This is a genomic window from Gordonia sp. 11cp (genome assembly GCF_057767225.1).
Genome location: NZ_CM173437.1, coordinates 3137081 through 3152769 on the forward strand (window position 1 = coordinate 3137081; position 15689 = coordinate 3152769).

General features: G+C 67.7%; 12 protein-coding genes. 4 read left to right on the plus strand and 8 right to left on the minus strand.

The window, feature by feature from the left end; genetic code table 11:
- Positions 1–195: 195 nt before the first annotated feature.
- Both AC3B6C_RS14055 and pruA read right to left on the minus strand, forming a co-directional pair.
- Positions 196–1146: a proline dehydrogenase family protein gene (locus AC3B6C_RS14055; protein WP_488373189.1), complete on the minus strand. Its 951-nt coding sequence runs from the start codon at positions 1144–1146 to the stop codon at positions 196–198.
- On the minus strand, positions 1146–2792 hold the full coding sequence (pruA, locus tag AC3B6C_RS14060) for an L-glutamate gamma-semialdehyde dehydrogenase (RefSeq protein ID WP_488373190.1): 1647 nt from the start codon (positions 2790–2792) through the stop codon (positions 1146–1148). The genes AC3B6C_RS14055 and pruA overlap by 1 nt, the downstream gene beginning before the upstream one ends.
- 74 nt (positions 2793–2866) lie before the next feature.
- On the opposite strand from pruA, the gene AC3B6C_RS14065 reads away from it, so the two are divergent.
- Both AC3B6C_RS14065 and AC3B6C_RS14070 read left to right on the plus strand, forming a co-directional pair.
- On the plus strand, positions 2867–4462 hold the full coding sequence (locus tag AC3B6C_RS14065; RefSeq protein ID WP_488373191.1) for a PucR family transcriptional regulator: 1596 nt from the start codon (positions 2867–2869) through the stop codon (positions 4460–4462).
- A gap of 49 nt (positions 4463–4511) precedes the next feature.
- Positions 4512–5408 (plus strand): SDR family NAD(P)-dependent oxidoreductase, encoded by an 897-nt coding sequence (locus AC3B6C_RS14070; protein ID WP_488373193.1) that lies wholly within the window; start codon positions 4512–4514, stop codon positions 5406–5408.
- Between the two features lie 113 nt (positions 5409–5521).
- Here the strand turns inward: AC3B6C_RS14070 and AC3B6C_RS14075 are convergent, their stop codons facing one another.
- The 4 genes from AC3B6C_RS14075 to AC3B6C_RS14090 form a co-directional block, all read right to left on the minus strand.
- On the minus strand, positions 5522–7693 hold the full coding sequence (locus AC3B6C_RS14075; protein ID WP_488373194.1) for a glutamine synthetase III family protein: 2172 nt from the start codon (positions 7691–7693) through the stop codon (positions 5522–5524).
- 199 nt (positions 7694–7892) lie between these two features.
- Positions 7893–9854, minus strand: a complete 1962-nt coding sequence (locus tag AC3B6C_RS14080; RefSeq protein ID WP_488373195.1) for a gamma-glutamyltransferase family protein — start codon at positions 9852–9854, stop codon at positions 7893–7895.
- Between the two features lie 66 nt (positions 9855–9920).
- Positions 9921–10820 carry an LLM class F420-dependent oxidoreductase gene (locus AC3B6C_RS14085; RefSeq protein ID WP_488373196.1) on the minus strand — a complete coding sequence of 300 codons (900 nt, stop codon included), beginning with the start codon at positions 10818–10820 and terminating at the stop codon, positions 9921–9923.
- A gap of 61 nt (positions 10821–10881) precedes the next feature.
- Positions 10882–11346 carry a MarR family winged helix-turn-helix transcriptional regulator gene (locus tag AC3B6C_RS14090; protein ID WP_488373197.1) on the minus strand — a complete coding sequence of 155 codons (465 nt, stop codon included), beginning with the start codon at positions 11344–11346 and terminating at the stop codon, positions 10882–10884.
- A gap of 178 nt (positions 11347–11524) precedes the next feature.
- Here AC3B6C_RS14090 and AC3B6C_RS14095 point away from each other — a divergent pair, with 178 nt between their 5' ends.
- Complete coding sequence (locus AC3B6C_RS14095; protein ID WP_488373198.1) at positions 11525–11971, plus strand: SRPBCC family protein; 447 nt, start codon at positions 11525–11527, stop codon at positions 11969–11971.
- A 10-nt stretch (positions 11972–11981) separates the two neighbouring features.
- On the opposite strand, the gene AC3B6C_RS14100 is transcribed toward AC3B6C_RS14095, so the two are convergent.
- Positions 11982–13595, minus strand: coding sequence for an MFS transporter (locus tag AC3B6C_RS14100; protein ID WP_488373199.1), 1614 nt, complete (start codon positions 13593–13595; stop codon positions 11982–11984).
- A gap of 51 nt (positions 13596–13646) precedes the next feature.
- The gene (locus AC3B6C_RS14105; protein WP_055475822.1) at positions 13647–14312 is read right to left on the minus strand and encodes a TetR/AcrR family transcriptional regulator; all 666 of its coding nucleotides are present in this window, start codon (positions 14310–14312) and stop codon (positions 13647–13649) included.
- A 150-nt stretch (positions 14313–14462) separates the two neighbouring features.
- On the opposite strand from AC3B6C_RS14105, the gene AC3B6C_RS14110 reads away from it, so the two are divergent.
- Positions 14463–15686: an oxygenase MpaB family protein gene (locus AC3B6C_RS14110; protein ID WP_488373201.1), complete on the plus strand. Its 1224-nt coding sequence runs from the start codon at positions 14463–14465 to the stop codon at positions 15684–15686.
- Positions 15687–15689 lie beyond the last annotated feature (3 nt).

Here is a 15689-nt window from a genome sequence, read left to right on the forward strand (position 1 = left end):
TCTCAGGTCGATCGAAGGGCAGATTGCCCTTCGGTAGTGCTGACGTGGACGCAAATTTTCGAACAGTGGCCCAGTGGCGGATCCGCGAGCGCACAGTGAACGAAAAAGGGCGCACAGTCAACGAAAAGGGACGCACGGTCGACGAAAGGCGATGCACAGTCGACGAAAGGGACGCACGGTCGACGGATGACCGACTCACCCGGCCAGGGCGCGGAGAAAGAACCCGAGGTTGGCCGGTCGCTCGGCGAGGCGGCGGACGAGGTAGCCGTACCACTGCTCGCCATAGGGGATGTACACCCGGACCCGCGCGCCGGCGTCGGCCAGGCGATGCTGCTCGTCGACGCGAATCCCGTACAGCATCTGGTGTTCCCACGTGTCCGGGGACCGTCCGAACTCGCCGGCGAGGATCGCCGCGGCGTCGATCATCGTGGGGTCGTGGGTGGCGACCATCGGATATCCGAACCCCTTCATCAGCACCCGGAGGCAGCGCAGGTAGTTGTCGTCGACCTGTCGGCGTTCGACGAAGGCGACCGCGGCCGGTTCGGCGTAGGCGCCCTTGCACAACCGGATTCGGGCTCCCGACGACGCGAACTCGGCGCAGTCGTCCTCGGTGCGACGCAGGCAGGCCTGCAGCACGGTGCCGGTGTCCGGGAAGTCGTGACGCAACGACCGCACGATCGCCAGCCGCTGGTCGACGGTGGCGTGGCTCTCGGCGTCGACGGTGACCAGGACGCCCAGCCCGTCGGCCGCCTCGACGATCGTCCGCGCGTTCTCCTCGGCGATCTTCGCGCCGTGCTCCGGCAGACCCAAACCCACCGCGGTGAGCTTCAGCGACACCTCAAGCGATCCGGGAGATGTCGCACCGAGCCCGGACATCGACTCGAGCAGTGCGAGATACGCACCCACCGTCGCGTCGGCCTGGGATTCGTCGACGGTGTCCTCACCCAGGAAGTCGACCGTCACCGCGATCCCGTCGTCGACTTCGCTCTCGACCGCGCTCATCGCGGCGGCGATCGATTCGCCCGGGACGAACCGGCGGACGACCTTCTCGGTCACCGACCATCGCTGGGACGCGTCCCTGATCCGTTCGCTGCGCGACGCCGCAACGATCGCCGGCCGCAACACAGTGTCGAAGACGGAACCCATCAGATCCCCGTCCAGTCGGCCACCATGTGCGGGTACGTCGACGTGGTGGGCGGGGTGAAGGTCTCCTTGATCGTCCGGGTGGACGTCCACCGCATCAGGTTCTGCTTCGATCCGGCCTTGTCGTTGGTGCCCGACGCCCGGCCCCCGCCGAAGGGCTGCTGTCCCACCACCGCGCCGGTCGGTTTGTCGTTGACGTAGAAGTTGCCCGCCGCGTTGCGCAGACGATCGGACGCCAGCGCGACAGCGGCGACGTCGGTGGCCATGATGGAGCCGCTCAGTGCGTACTGCGCCGTCGAATCCACCAGCCCGAGAATGCTCTCGTAGTCCGCGTCGTCGTAGACATGGACGGCGAGGATGGGACCGAAGTACTCCGTCGCGAACGCCTCGTCGGTCGGGTCGTCGGAGAGCAGCACGGTGGGCCGCACGAAGAATCCCTCGCTGTCGTCGCAGTCGCCGCCGACCGCGACGGTCAGCGACGCCGACGACTTGGCGCGGTCGATCGCCGCGACCTGCTTGTCGAACGCGCGCCGATCGATCACCGCACCACCGAAGTTCGTCAGGTCGCGGACGTCTCCATAGGTGAGTTCGGCGGCCTCGCCGAGGAACTCGTCGCCCATCCGTTCCCACACCGATCGTGCGATGTAGGCCCGCGATGCTGCCGAACACTTCTGTCCCTGGTACTCGAAGGCGCCGCGGGACAATGCTGTTCGCAGGGCATGCGGTTCGGCCGAGGCATGCGCGACAATGAAGTCCTTGCCGCCGGTCTCGCCGACGAGGCGCGGGTAGTTCCGGTAGTGCTCGATGTTGGCGCCCACCTCGCGCCACAGATGACGGAACGTCCGCGTCGACCCGGTGAAGTGGATGCCGGCCAGATCCCGGTCGGCGAGCACCACATCCGAGACGGCCGCGCCATCGCCGTGCACGAGGTTGATCACGCCGGGTGGCAGTCCGGCGGCCTCGAGCAGAGCCATGATCAGCTGCGCCGAATAAGCCTGCGTGGGCGATGGTTTCCACACGACGGTGTTGCCCATCAGGACCGGAGCGGTGGGCAGGTTCGCGGCGATCGCGGTGAAGTTGAACGGGGTCACGGCGTAGACGAACCCATCCAGCGGGCGGTGGTCGAGCCGATTCCACACTCCCGGTGACGACTCCGGTTGTTCGGCGAGGATCTCGCGGGCGAAGGCGACGTTGAACCGCCAGAAGTCGACGAGCTCGCACGGGGCGTCGATCTCGGCCTGCTGCACCGACTTCGACTGACCGAGCATCGTCGCCGCCGCGATCCGCTCGCGCCACGGCCCGGCCAGCAGTTCGGCGGCGCGCAGGATGACGGCCGCGCGGTCGTCGAAACCGGTGTGCGCCCAGTCGTCGGCGGCGGCGCGGGCCGAGTCCACCGCGGCGCGGGCGTCGTCGTGCGTGGCGTTGGTGATGAAACCGAGGACCTCGCGGTGCGCATGAGGCTGGACGACATCGATCTGTTCGCCCGCACCGAGGCTCAGGTGACCACCGATGATGTGCGGGAACTCGCGCCGGCCGGCATGGGACTGTCGCGCCAGCTCGTCGACGATGCGCGCTCGCTCGGGCGAACCGGGGGCATAGCTGTGGACGGGTTCATTGGACGGTCGAGGGGGAGTGGTGATGGCATCCATGGCTCCAGTGCACCGTCCATCGCGACGTCGCGATATGGCCGATCGGCAAAGCTCGGCGCCGTAGGATTGTCCACATGGACAAGGTCGGTATCGCGCTCGGGCGGCTGGTCCTCGCCCTCGACCAGACCGTGGCGACCTTGGTCTCGTCTCCGCGCGGGCTGGACGCCCCGGTGTCGACGCTGGCCATGGTCGACACCGACGACATCCACTACGGACTGGGTCGGGCCGCGCGCTCGGCCGAGGTGTTCCTGCTCGTCGGGCTCGCCGACGAGGTCGGTGTCGAATGGCTCGCCGGGCTCGGCGCACACCGGCCGGTCGCCGTTCTGACCAAGAACCCGAGTCGCACCCTGATCGGTCTCGCCGAACGCCTGGGGGTCGCGGTCATCGCCATCGACCCGCACGCACGCTGGGAACGCATCTACAACCTCGTCACCCGCGTTCTCGACGCCGGGCGCGCCGCGACGGTCGACGGCGAGTCCATGGAGTCGGGGAACACCGGTGACCTGTTCCAGCTCGCGGCGGAGGTCGCCCGGCGGACCGGTGGTCTGGTGAGCATCGAGGACGAGCACGCTCACGTCCTGGCCTACAGCTCGGCGGGCGAGGAGGCCGACGAGTTGCGTCGGCTGTCGATCCTGGGGCGCGAGGGACCACCGGAGATGCTGGCGTGGCTGCGGGACTGGGGCGTGATGGACGCGCTGCGGAAATCCGCCGGCGTCGTGAGGGTCGACGCACGCGGCGACCTGGGGCTACGACCGCGTCGCGCGATCGCCATCCGTCCGGCATCGGGCCGGCAGACCGGTTCTGCCGACGTCATGCTGGGCGTCGTCTGGTTGCAGGAGGGGTCGCGTCCGCTTGCTCGCGACACCGACGAGGTCCTCATCGGCGCCGGAGCGGTGGCTGCCCGGGTGATCGCGCGGCGTCGTTCCGCCGGCTCCGACCACGATGAGCGGGTCCGGCGACTCCTCGGCGTAGGCGGAGAGCCGGTCGACACAGATCATCTCGCCGCCCAGCTCGGCATCGACCCGACGGCTGCGGCGACGATCGTGGGTTTCACGACTCCCGACGGCGTCCGCGGGGGCCAGGTGTCGGCACTCATGTTGCACGCCAGCGCATTCAGTCCGCCCTCGGTGACGGTCACCATCGGGGACCGCGCCTATGTCGTGCTGCCCGGCGTCGCGCTCGACGACGCCGTCTCCTGGGCCCGGGTCGCCGTCGACGCCGCCGACCGTCAGTTCAATCTGGCGGCGCGTGCCGTGGTCGCGGGGCCCGACAACATCTCCGGCGCAACCGATCTGCGGATCTCCATCGACCGCGTGCTCGACGCCGCGGACCGGGAAGCCGACCTGATCGACGCCGTCACCACCGTCGAACGATCCCGCACCGGTGTGCTGTTGGGTGAGATCATCGGATTGCTCTCGGAGAACCCCGATCTCGTCGACAGCCGGGTCACCGGCCTCGCCGATCTCGACGCCCGCAGCGGCAGCGATTTCACGGCTTCGCTGCGCGCCTACCTCGACCACTTCGGGGACGTCCGTGCGGCGGCCGCGGCACTGCACGTCCACCCGAACACGTTGCGCTACCGCATACGTCGGATACAGGCGCTCACCGGGATGGATCTCGACGACCCGTCGACACGTCTCGTCGTGGCGCTGTCGTTGCGTGTCCGGTGAGAGTCGGGACGCACGAGGGACTCCGGACCGCCCCGGCACCGGACATCCGATGGGTACCGTGGCGTCCATGCCCTCCTCGTCGAAGTCCCTGTCCGACCTGGCCGGTTCGCGGGTCGTCGTCACCGGTGCCACCAACGGCATCGGGATGGCCACCGCCGGCGCGCTCGCCCGGGCCGGTGTGCGGGTGGTGCTGGCCGTTCGCGACACCGACCTCGGCGCCCGGCGCGCACGGGAATTCGGTGGCGACTGCGAGGTGCTGCGGCTCGATCTCGCCGACCTCGCCTCGGTCCGGGCGTTCGTCGCGGAACTCGACGGTCCCGTCGATGCGCTCGTCAACAACGCCGGGATGTTTCCCCACCAGCGCAGGACGACACCGGACGGGTTCGAACTGGGTATGGGCACCAACTTCCTCGGACCGTTCGCACTGACCAATCTCCTGCTGCCGCGCATCAGCAGACACGTCGTGTCCGTGGGTTCCGAAGGCCATCGTCGCGCGCGCATCGACCCCGCCGATCTCGATTACCGGCGCACTCGCTGGTCGGCGCCGCGGTCCTACACCGGTTCCAAGCTCGCCGTCATGCTCTGGGGTCTGGAACTCGACCGACGGTTGCGCGACGTCGGGTCACCGGTGACCTCGATGCTCACCGACCCGGGCTGGGCGGCGTCGAACATCTCGAACAAGCCGGGGCTGGGAGCTCTGCACCGGGTGGCCCAGGGGCTCGCGGGGGTGGTCGGCAACGACCTCGACGCCGGTGCGGCACCCACGCTGCACTGCCTGACCGAACCGGTCCCGCCGGGCAGCTACGTGGGGGTCGACGGGCTGTGGGGACTGCGCGGCCGGCCGGTGCTGTCGGGCCGAGCCCGCACCGCGTGCGACTACGAACTGGCGGGCCGCCTCTGGACCGAGGCCGAGACTCTCACCGGCACCCGGTGGCCACTGGGGTGAGCGGAGGAGTGTCTCGTCGCGGCGCTGTCACCGCGCGTCCGGTTAGCCGGTGATCCGGATGATCTCGTACCCGGAGACCGGGCACGAGATCATCCGGATCCGGTGACGTGCGTCTAGAGGATCGTGAGCATCTCGTTGTAGGTCGGCAGCGGCCACAGATCGTCGGCCACGATGGATTCGAGCGTGTCGGCGACCTCGCGGACCGCGGCCATGGCCGGGATCAGCGTCTCCAGCGCGTACTTCGACTCGTCGAAGGTGGACTCGCCGTGCATCCCGGCGATGCCGGCATCCAGCGCCGCCAACCCGTCGTGGAGGGAGCTGATCAGCCCGGTCAGTTCCTCGAGCAGCGGTGTGGGAGCTTCGATCCCGGCCATCTTGAGCGATGCCGCGGTGCCGGCCAGCTCGCCCTGGTAGCGGATCGCCGCCGGCATGATCATGGTCTTGGCGATCTCCGCGGTCTCCTTGGCCTCGACGAGCAGCGTCAGCGCGTAGTACTCGAAGATGACGTCCTCACGGGCCTCGAGCTCGCGGGCCGACAGCACGCCGTACTTCTGGAAGATCTCGATCACCTCCGGGGAGGTGTACTCCGTGACCGCGTCGACCGTCGTCCGCAGGTTCTTCAGCCCGCGGGCGGCCGCCTCGTCCTGCCATTCGTCGGAGTAGCCGTTGCCGTTGAAGATGACCGCTCCGTGCGAGTTCACGATCTCCTGCAACACCTTCTGGACGGCGTCCGCGAGGTCGAGTCCGTCGGCGAGGAGCTTCTCGAGGTCCGCGGCGATGACGTCGAGTGAGTCGGCGAGGATCGTGTTGATGGCGACCATCGGATCGGAGATCGACTGGTTGGAACCCGGTGCGCGGTACTCGAACCGGTTGCCGGTGAACGCGAACGGGCTGGTGCGGTTGCGATCACCCGGATCGGCCTTGAGGGGCGGGAGCGTGTCGACGCCCAGCTCGATGACGCCCGCGGCCTTGGAGCCGGTGGCGCCGCCTTTGGCGATCTGCTCGAACACGTCCATCAGCTGTTCGCCGAGGAAGATCGAGATGATCGCCGGCGGAGCCTCGTTGGCGCCGAGCCGGTGGTCGTTCGATGCCGAGGCGACCGCGGCCCGCAGGAGTCCGCCGTAGAGATGCACCGAGCGGATGATCGCGCCGCAGAAGGTCAGGAACTGCATGTTCTCGTGCGGGGTGTCGCCCGGGTTGAGCAGGTTGCCCTGATTGCTGTTGCCGAGCGAGAAGTTGACGTGCTTGCCCGAACCGTTGACGCCGGAGAACGGCTTCTCGTGCAGCAGACACTTCATGCCGTACTTCTCGGCGACGGCCTTCATCGTGGTCATCATCAGTTGCTGATGGTCGTGAGCGAGAACCGACCGTTCGAAGACCGGCGCGATCTCGAACTGGCCGGGTGCGACCTCGTTGTGTCGCGTCTTCGCCGGGATCCCCTGTTTGAACAACTCGCGGTCGAGTTCGATCATGAAGGACAGCACGCGTTCCGGGATGGCGCCGAAGTAGTGGTCGTCGAACTCCTGACCCTTCGACGGCGGGGCGCCGAACAGGGTCCGGTTGCAGGTCATGAGATCCGGTCGCGCGTAGAAGAAGTGCTCGTCGATCAGGAAGTACTCCTGCTCGGCGCCGGCGTAGGACACCACGGTGTCGACGTCGTCGTGCCCGAACAGCCGGAGCAACCTCATCGCCTGCTTGCTCATGGCCTGCTGGCTGCGCAGCAGCGGGGTCTTCTTGTCGAGGGCCTCGCCGGTCCACGAGATGAAGATCGTCGGGATGCAGAGGGTGTTGCCGTTCGGGTTCTCCAGGAGGTAGGCGGGACTGGTGACGTCCCAGCCGGTGTAGCCGCGGGCTTCGAAGGTCCCGCGCAGGCCGCCGTTGGGGAAGCTCGACGCGTCGGGCTCGCCCTGCATCAAGGTCTTGCCCGCGAACTCGGCGAGGGACGCGCCGGTGGAGTCGGGTTCGAGGAACGAGTCGTGCTTCTCGGCCGTGAACCCGGTGAGCGGATAGAAGACGTGGGCGTAGTGGGTGGCGCCCCTCTCGATGGCCCAGTCCTTCATCGCCACCGCGACGTAGTCGGCGAGGGTGGGGTCGAGTGCGCAGCCGGTGTCGATGGTCGCGGCGACCGCCTTGAAGACGTGCTTGGGCAGCCGCTTCTTCATCACCGACAAGCTGAACACGTTGCGCCCGAACGTGTCTGCCAGCGGTTCGGCGAAACCGGGCGCCGACACGTCGTAGGTCGTCACGGCCTCGATCGCCTGCCGGCGGGACATGCTGCCACTCATGGATACTCCTGGATGATCTCGGCCCCCACGTGCGCGGGGGTCGCACGACGACGTCGCTACGCCGGTGTCGCAGATGCGAGCGACTCGACGCTATGAGCTGGGTGTATGCGTCCGATTGCACCCATGTGACGCTGAGGAAAACTAGTGGTCGGAACCCGGTTGAGGCAGCGTCGGTCCCGGCGTCCGCGGCCGGGACGGGCTATCGCAGCGTCGCGTCGTCGCCCATCACGGCACCCTCGCGACGCGGATCCGCGCCGCCGATCCAGCCGCCGTCCTGGCGGAGCAACGCGCTGAGTCCGCTCGACTGCTCTTCCACCGAGACTTCGGCGCCCCGTTCGCGTAGGCCTCGGACGAGCGGATCGTCGGCGCCGTCGTCGGCGGTGTCTACGAGCGGGTGCTCGCCGCCGACGTTCGACGTCGGGGTGTTGGCCGAGCCGAAGTCGATCATCGACACGGCCTGCTGGGGATCGAGGCCCCAGTCCAGCATCCCGACGATCGTCTTGATCACGAACTGGATGATCACCGACCCGCCGGGCGAGCCGAGGGCGGCGACCACGTCGGCCGGGGCCCCGTCGGTGCCGGGCTGCAGGACGAGCGTCGGCGCCATCGACGACCGCGGCCGCTTGCCGGGTGACACCCGGTTGGCGAGCAATGCGCCGGCGTCATCCCGGGGCTCTGCGGAGAAGTCGGTCAGCTGGTTGTTGAGGAGGAAGCCGTCGACCATGTGGTAACTGCCGAAAGCGGATTCGATCGTGGTGGTCATCGTGGCGACGTTGCCGTAGCGGTCGGCGACGGTGATGTGGCTGGTCCCGTGTTCGGGGCCGGCATACGACCCGAGGGGTACCGGACCGAGGTCGCCCGCCGGCGCCTCGCCGAGTGAGGACCCGGGCTTGATGAGCGCCGCTCGCGACCGCAGATAGGCCGGGTCGAGGATGGTCGCCACCCCGCGCCCGGGCAGCGGGACGAAATCGGGGTCGGCGACGTACTTGTCGCGATCGGCGTAGGCGAGGCGCTCGGCCTCGGTGACGAGGTGAACCGCGGCCGGGTCGGGACGTCCGCCGTCGGTGTCGACATCGGTCGGCGGCATCGACGGGAGGTCGAAGTTCGCCAGGATGCCCAGCGCCGACGCCACGGCGATCCCGCCCGACGACGGTCCGGGCATCGCCACGATCTCTCGTCCGCGATACGTCGTGACGACCGGCTCCCGCACGATCGCACGGTAGTCGCGAAGGTCTTGCACGGTCATGAGGCTCGGTGTCATGCCGCCCTCGGTGCTGCCGGCCTCGGCGACGATGGCCTGGGCGAGCGGTCCGTCATACATGGCTCCGGCGCCGTCGGTCGCCAGCGCACCGAGCGTCTTCGAGTACGCCGGGTTGACGAGCCGGGTGCCGGCCGGCTTGGCCGTGCCGTCGGCGGACAGGAAGTACGCGCGTGTATCCGCGTCGACGGCGAGTTCGGCCGCCGACGCGGCGATCGCGGTCGCGAGCCGCGGACTGATGTCGAAACCGTTGTCGGCCAGCAGTACTGCGGGATCGAACAGGTCTCGCCATGCGTGGCCGCCGAATTCACCGTGGACCATCTCGAGCATCCGCAGCGCGCCCGGCACGCCGATGGACCGACCCGACGCGCGGGCACTCGGCACCGGCGGTGCGGGATCGTCCGGGCTGATCCGCGTCAGATAGGTCTCGGTGGCGGCGGCCGGCGCCGTCTCGCGACCGTCGAAGGCCCGCACGCTCTTCGACGCCGCGTCGTAGTAGAGCGCGAAGGCGCCACCACCGATGCCGGAGGACTGCGGCTCGACAAGGCCGAGCACCAGCTGCGCGGTGACCAGGGCGTCGGCGGCGGTGCCGCCGTCGCGCAGGACCTCGCAGGCCGCCCGGGTGGCGAGCGGATTCGCGGTTGCCGCCGCGTAGGTTTCGGTGACGACGGGTCTCATCCCCGTGCGAAACCCCGAAGCCACCTCAGGTCTGGTGGCGATGTCGGTCGGTGCGGCGGACACGGCCTGGGCTTCGATCATCTCCCCGTTGGGGATCTCGGCGCAGGTCACCGGACTCGCTCCCGGCTCGGCCGGATCGCCGCCGCAGGCGGTCGTCAGCAGAGCGGTGGCCGTCACCACGGCCAGAGCTCGCACCACCAGTGAGATTCCGCGACGGGGCGTCATCGACCAAGCGTACGCACCCAGATCACCGGGCAGGCACGAAACCTGTGCGCCGCCCCGGACGCTGGGTCAGAGCTGTAGTGCGGTGGCCAGTTCCCGCAGTGCGGGCCGTGGGTCCGATGAGGGGCCGTCGCCGAGGATTTGCACGACGACGTGATCGGCGCCGGCGTCGAGGTGGGCGGTGACCGAAGCGGCGGCGTGTTCGGCTGTTCCCATGCCGACGAGGGCTCGGACCAGGCGGTCGGAACCACCGGGGATCAGGTCGGTTTCGTCGAAACCCTGTCGCAGCCAGGAGTTTCGATAGTTGGTCAGGGGGGTGTAGAACCCCACGTGGGCGTGGGCGCGGCGTAGTTGGTCTTGTTCGTTTCCGCCGATGGCGACTGCTTGTTCGGAGACGACCCATTTGTCGGGGCCGAGGATGTTCCGGGTGGTCGCGGTGTGTTCCGGTGTGACGAGGTAGGGGTGGGCGCCGTCGGCCAGTTCGCCGGAGAGTTCGATCATCTTGGGGCCGAGTGCGGCCAGTAGTCGGACGGGCCGGGCGCCTTGTTCGATGTCGGCCGGAACCGAGTTCATCCGCTCGAGATAGGTGCGCATCGTCGACAGTGGTTTGCCGTAGGCGCCTTGCATGTTCTTCTCGACGAAGGGTGCGTGGCTGACTCCGAGTCCGAGGATGAACCGTCCGGGATGGAGTGCCGCGAGGGTTCGTGCCCCGGTTTCGGCGGGTGTGGGGATGCGGAAGTGGATGTTGGCGATTCCGGTGCCGATGACGAGTCGATCCGTGGCGGCGAGATAGGCGGCTGATTGCACCAGGGAGTCTTTTCCGCCGCCTTCGGGCATGAACAGGGAGCCGAAGCCCATGGCCTCGATGTCGCGGGCGATGGCTTGGGCGTCGCGGATCGGCCAGTTTTCGCCGTTGAACCAGACGCCGATGCGGCTGGGAAAATCGGCCTGTGCGGTGTGGTCGGTCATGTGTTGTCGCTTTCGGTCGGAGGTGGAACGCGACGACCAGTGGTGGTGCTGCGCCGCGCGATCAGTCATCCAGGGGGTGGGCGAGGTCCTCGAGGGTCTGTCGGAGCTCATCCATGCCGGCCGTCGTGAGTCGGCATGCGGCTCTGATCCGGTCGGAGACGCCGCGGATCTCCGGTTCGAGTTCGCGAGCGCGGGCGGTCAGATCGACCAGGACCCGTCGATCGTCGTGGGGATCCCGTACTCGGGTGACCATGCCTGCCGCCTCGAGGCGCTTGACCAGCGGAGTGATGGTTCCGGTGTCCATGTCGAGGCGGGTACCGAGTGTTCCCACCGTCTGCGGCGACGAGTCCAACAGGGCCAGCACCGCCAGGTACTGCGGAAACGTCAGACCCATCGGTGCCAGCAACGGCTTGTGAAGGCGGACAACCCGATTCGCCGCGCCGTGTAGCGCGAACGACAGCTGCTCACCGAGCCCGCCGCGGCCAGGGCCGTCTCCGGCAACGTGATCCGCGGGATGCACTGACATGGTGTGCTAGATACTAGCACGCTAGATAAATGGCGCATTCCACGGTGCCCGTCGCCGGGCGCCCGTCTCACCATCGTCAGCTGGCGCGTGTTGGCTCCGACGGTGCGCGCCCACCGCATAGGGTCGACGGCAGGGCCGCGCCGGCACGGTCGGCCGAACGAGACGAACGGGGAGAATCGTGGGAGTGGTACGGCATCAGGCGAGGATCGACGGGCCGCGCGAGAAGGTGTTCAGCTACGTCGACGGCTATCAGAACGTCAGCGAATACCTCTTCGGCGTCACCCGCTTCGAACCCACGACCGATCAGACGAGCGGCCTGGGCGCGACGTTCGCGGTGTCGATCGACGTCGGTCCCAAGACGCTGAAGTCGGTCGTCGAGTGCACCGAATATGTCGAGAACGAACTCATCACGCTGGAGGCGATCGAGGGATTCGCGGCGAACACCACGTGGCGCTTCGCCGACGCCGATGGCGGCTCGGCGACCGACATGGACGTGGAGGTCACGTACACGTTGCCGGGCGGGATGGCGGGCAAACTCCTCGGCAAGGTCGTGGGACCGTTTGCCGCACAGGCGGTCCGGCAGACCGAGGCCACCATCGGCAAGAAGGTCCGCGCCACCGGCTGATCTCGCCGGTTCAGCCCGCCTCCTGATCGGCGGGCTCGGGTATCCGGTTGGGCAGGTGGCGCGAGAACAGCAACGCCAGGACGAGAAGGCCGAACACGACGAACAAGGCCTGCTGCAGCGCTGCGATCTGCGACTCCGCGTACACCTGGGACACCGTCTGCGCGGCATCCGGCGAGCCACCCGCGTCGAGGACGATGGTGCGGGCCTCGTCGGCGGAGATGATGGGTACGCCCGCATCGTCCACGGCCGCGACCACACGTTGCTGGTCATCGGGTGAGAGGGTCTCGGACTCGCTCACCGCCGACACGAAGCCCGACGAGAGCATGAGCAGGAAGACCGAACCCGCGACCGCGGTGCCGAACGACGAACCCAGGTTCTGGAAGGTGCCCTGCAGGCCTCCGACTTCGGAGGTGTCCTTCTCCTCGACGGCGGACATGTTGACGTTGCCCAGTTGTGAGGCGAGTAATCCGAAGCCCGCGCCGACGACGAACATGCCCGCGGCGAAGGCGGCGCTGCGCAGGTCGGTGCCCACCGAGGCGATGATCAGAAGTGTCCCGAGAGCCATCGTGATCTGCCCGCCGCGCGCGATGAATCGGGCGGATCGTCGTGCGGTGAGCCAGGATCCGAGTATCGAGAAGATGACGAGGCCCACCGAGAGCGGCAGGATCTTCACCCCGGTCTGCAGGGCGTCGCGTCCGAGCATCGTCTGCAGGTACACCGGGACCACGAAGAAGAGCGCGGCGATCGCGAAGTACTGGGCGAGGAAGCCGCCGAGCCCGCTGCGCAGTGCGGCGATCCGGAACAATTCGATGCGCAGCAGCGGTTGCCTGCCGGAGTCGGCGAGGGCACGTTGGCGCAGGACGAACAGCCAGAGGACGACGACCCCGAGCAAGAGCAGGTATGCGACGGGCGAGACACCGAGGGGAGCGATCTCGTTGCCGCCGAACTCAGGTGGATGCTGCGGCTTCAGCCAACCCCACGTCTTCGACTGCAGGACGCCGTAGACGACGAGCGCCAGGCCACCGGCGGATGCCAGGACGCTCAGCGGGTCGATGCGCACGCTCGGGTCACGGGGTACATCACGAATCAGTTTGGCCGCGAACAGGACCGCCACCATCACGACGGTCTCGGCGACGAACACGTAGCGCCACGACAGGTAGGTGGTCATCACCCCGCCGAGCAGCGGGCCGACCGCGGCGGCCAGCCCGGTGACCGCGCCCAGGATCGAGAATGCGGTGACACGCGCCTTGCCGGTGTAGTTGATGGCGGCCAGCGAGGCGATCGCGGGGATGACGAGAACCGCACCCAGCCCCTCGACCAGTGACCAGCCGATCAGCAGGACGGGCAGGTTGGGGCTCAGCGCCGTGGTCAGCGAGCCGATGCCGTAGATGACGGCACCGATCTTGAAAGCTCGTGCCCGGCCCATCAGGTCACCGAGCTTGCCGCCGGTCAGCATGAAGGCGGCCATCGTCAGCGCGTAGAAGGTGATCGCGGCCTGCATGCCGGTGATCGAGGTCCCGAGGTCGTCGGCCACCACCGAGATCGACACGTTCATCACGGTGCTGTCGAGCACCATGACGAACTGTGAGACAGCCAGGATGATGATCACAGACCATGAGCGCACGGCAGTCTCCTCAGATGTGGTGAGCGCTCTGATCTTTGCAGCTTCGGCCCGTCACTGCGCGGGATTGAGCATCGGCACGAGGAACTGACGCGCCACCGTGGCGAGCTGGGCATCGTCGGTGATGTCGACGACGCGGCTGGGCACGGTCAGGAACGACGCCGACACGCGGACCATCATCTCGGCCACGAGGTCGACGTCGAGCAGGTCGGAGATGTTGCCCGCCAACTGCTCTCGACGCAGCTGGGCGGCGACGAAGTGCTGGACCGTCGCGAGCAGCTTGCCGTCTCCGCCGATCATCGATTCGATGAGCATGCTGGGTTCGGCGTCGTTGATCTCACCGATCAACGGGTTTCCGGAGATGGCCCGCAACGAGCCGACGAATCCGAGGACCACGCGGTCGGCGACGGTGTCGGCACGGGGGATCTCCGCGCGGAAGCGGTCGAAGTAGCGGCGGAACTCGCGCAGCACCACCTGGTCGACGAGCGCGTCCTTGGTGGCGAACTTGCGGTACAGGGTGACTCTGGTGACGCCTGCGCTCTTCGCGACCTTCTCCATCGGAGTGCGTTGGACGCCCAGCCGGCAGAACAGTTCGAAGGCCGCGTCGAGGAGGCGCTCGGCGGTGGGATCGGCCGCCTCCTCCGACGGTGTCGAGGACTCGAGGAACGCGCGCTGGAGAAGTGAGCTCGACAGCGAAGTGCCGGACGGCTGCGTGGTCACCTGGTCACCCCCTTCTACTCATGATGACGGCATGAGCTTCCATGATCGCAAAATCGGCGAAACAGGTGTGTCCTGGACCACCTGGTGGTAACAATGATACAAGGATACGTTGTTTGTCACATTGATACATGGAAGTGATGGGACGGGGTCATGGAAGATCTGAACAGACGAAATCTGATACGCGCCGGAGGTGCCGTCGGTGCTGCCGGAGCGGTGGCGGCGCTCTCGCAGACGACGCCGTGGACGTGGTCACCGGCGAATTCGGTGCCCGGTCGCGGTCGTGGTGCGGATCCTCGCCAGCTGTGGGACGACGAGGCGGATCCGGTGATCGCCAAGGTCATCGACAGCGGGCAGGTGCAGAAGGTCAACCGGCTGCTGCGCACGTGGCATCGCAACTCGCAGCCACTGCCGGCCGGCCTGCCCTCGGAACTGCGCGACTTCATGGAGCACGCGCGGCAGCTGCCGTCGTGGACGGATCAGGCCAAGCTGGCCGACGCGGTCCGCTTCAACCAGAAGCGCGGAACCTACCTCGGTGTCCTGTACGGCTTCGCCAGCGGCATGATGAGCACCGTCATCCCGCGTGAGGCCCGGTCGGTCTACTACTCGAAAGGTGGGTGGGACCTCAAGGACCGCATCACCAAGACCGCGAAGCTCGGTTACGACATCGGATCGCTCAACGCCTACCAGCCCGGCGGCGAGATGATCGTGACGTGCGTCAAGACGCGTATGGCCCACGCGGGAGTGCGGCACCTCCTGCCGCAGTCGCCCCACTGGGTGCACGGGGCGACGGAGAAGAAGCCGATCAGCCAGGCCGACATCATGGTCACCTGGCACAGCCTGCCGACGACGGTCATGCGCAACTTCGACAAGTGGAACGTCCCCATCGCCGCCGACGAATCCGCCGGATTCCTGCACTCGTGGCAGATCACCGCTCGTCTGTTGGGCGTCTCGGACGAGTACATCCCGGCGTCATGGGCCGCCGCCGACTCGCAGGCGCAACAGGTGCTCGATCCGATCCTGGCGCCGACCCCCGAGGGTCGCAAGCTCGCGGACATGCTGCTCGATCTCGGCATGAACCTCGATCTCTCGCTGATCTCGCGCGGCGTCCTGGGAGCCCTCACGAGGTTCGTGCTCGGCGACCAGGTGGCGAACTGGTACCAGATCCCGCGCGAGCCCGTGTGGAGCCCGCTGCTCGAGACGGCGTGGGGTCCGTACGTGCAGATCCGCGAAGGCCTGCTCAACGTCGGCATGCCACGCGAGGCGTACTGGCTGTTCGACGAGTTCCTCCGCCAGTTCGTCCTCTTCTACATGTCCGAACTGCGGATGCCGATCAACATCGAGATCCCGGTGATCAACAACCCGAAGTACAAGTAGCCC

Coding starts and splice junctions, on each gene's coding strand:
- AC3B6C_RS14090 (WP_488373197.1), bottom strand. CDS start 11,346: ATGTCAGTGCATCCCGCGGATCACGTTGCCGGAGACGGCCCTGGCCGC.
- AC3B6C_RS14065 (WP_488373191.1), top strand. CDS start 2,867: ATGGACAAGGTCGGTATCGCGCTCGGGCGGCTGGTCCTCGCCCTCGAC.
- AC3B6C_RS14070 (WP_488373193.1), top strand. CDS start 4,512: ATGGGTACCGTGGCGTCCATGCCCTCCTCGTCGAAGTCCCTGTCCGAC.
- AC3B6C_RS14080 (WP_488373195.1), bottom strand. CDS start 9,854: ATGACGCCCCGTCGCGGAATCTCACTGGTGGTGCGAGCTCTGGCCGTG.
- AC3B6C_RS14055 (WP_488373189.1), bottom strand. CDS start 1,146: ATGGGTTCCGTCTTCGACACTGTGTTGCGGCCGGCGATCGTTGCGGCG.
- pruA (WP_488373190.1), bottom strand. CDS start 2,792: ATGGATGCCATCACCACTCCCCCTCGACCGTCCAATGAACCCGTCCAC.
- AC3B6C_RS14085 (WP_488373196.1), bottom strand. CDS start 10,820: ATGACCGACCACACCGCACAGGCCGATTTTCCCAGCCGCATCGGCGTC.
- AC3B6C_RS14110 (WP_488373201.1), top strand. CDS start 14,463: ATGGAAGATCTGAACAGACGAAATCTGATACGCGCCGGAGGTGCCGTC.
- AC3B6C_RS14075 (WP_488373194.1), bottom strand. CDS start 7,693: ATGAGTGGCAGCATGTCCCGCCGGCAGGCGATCGAGGCCGTGACGACC.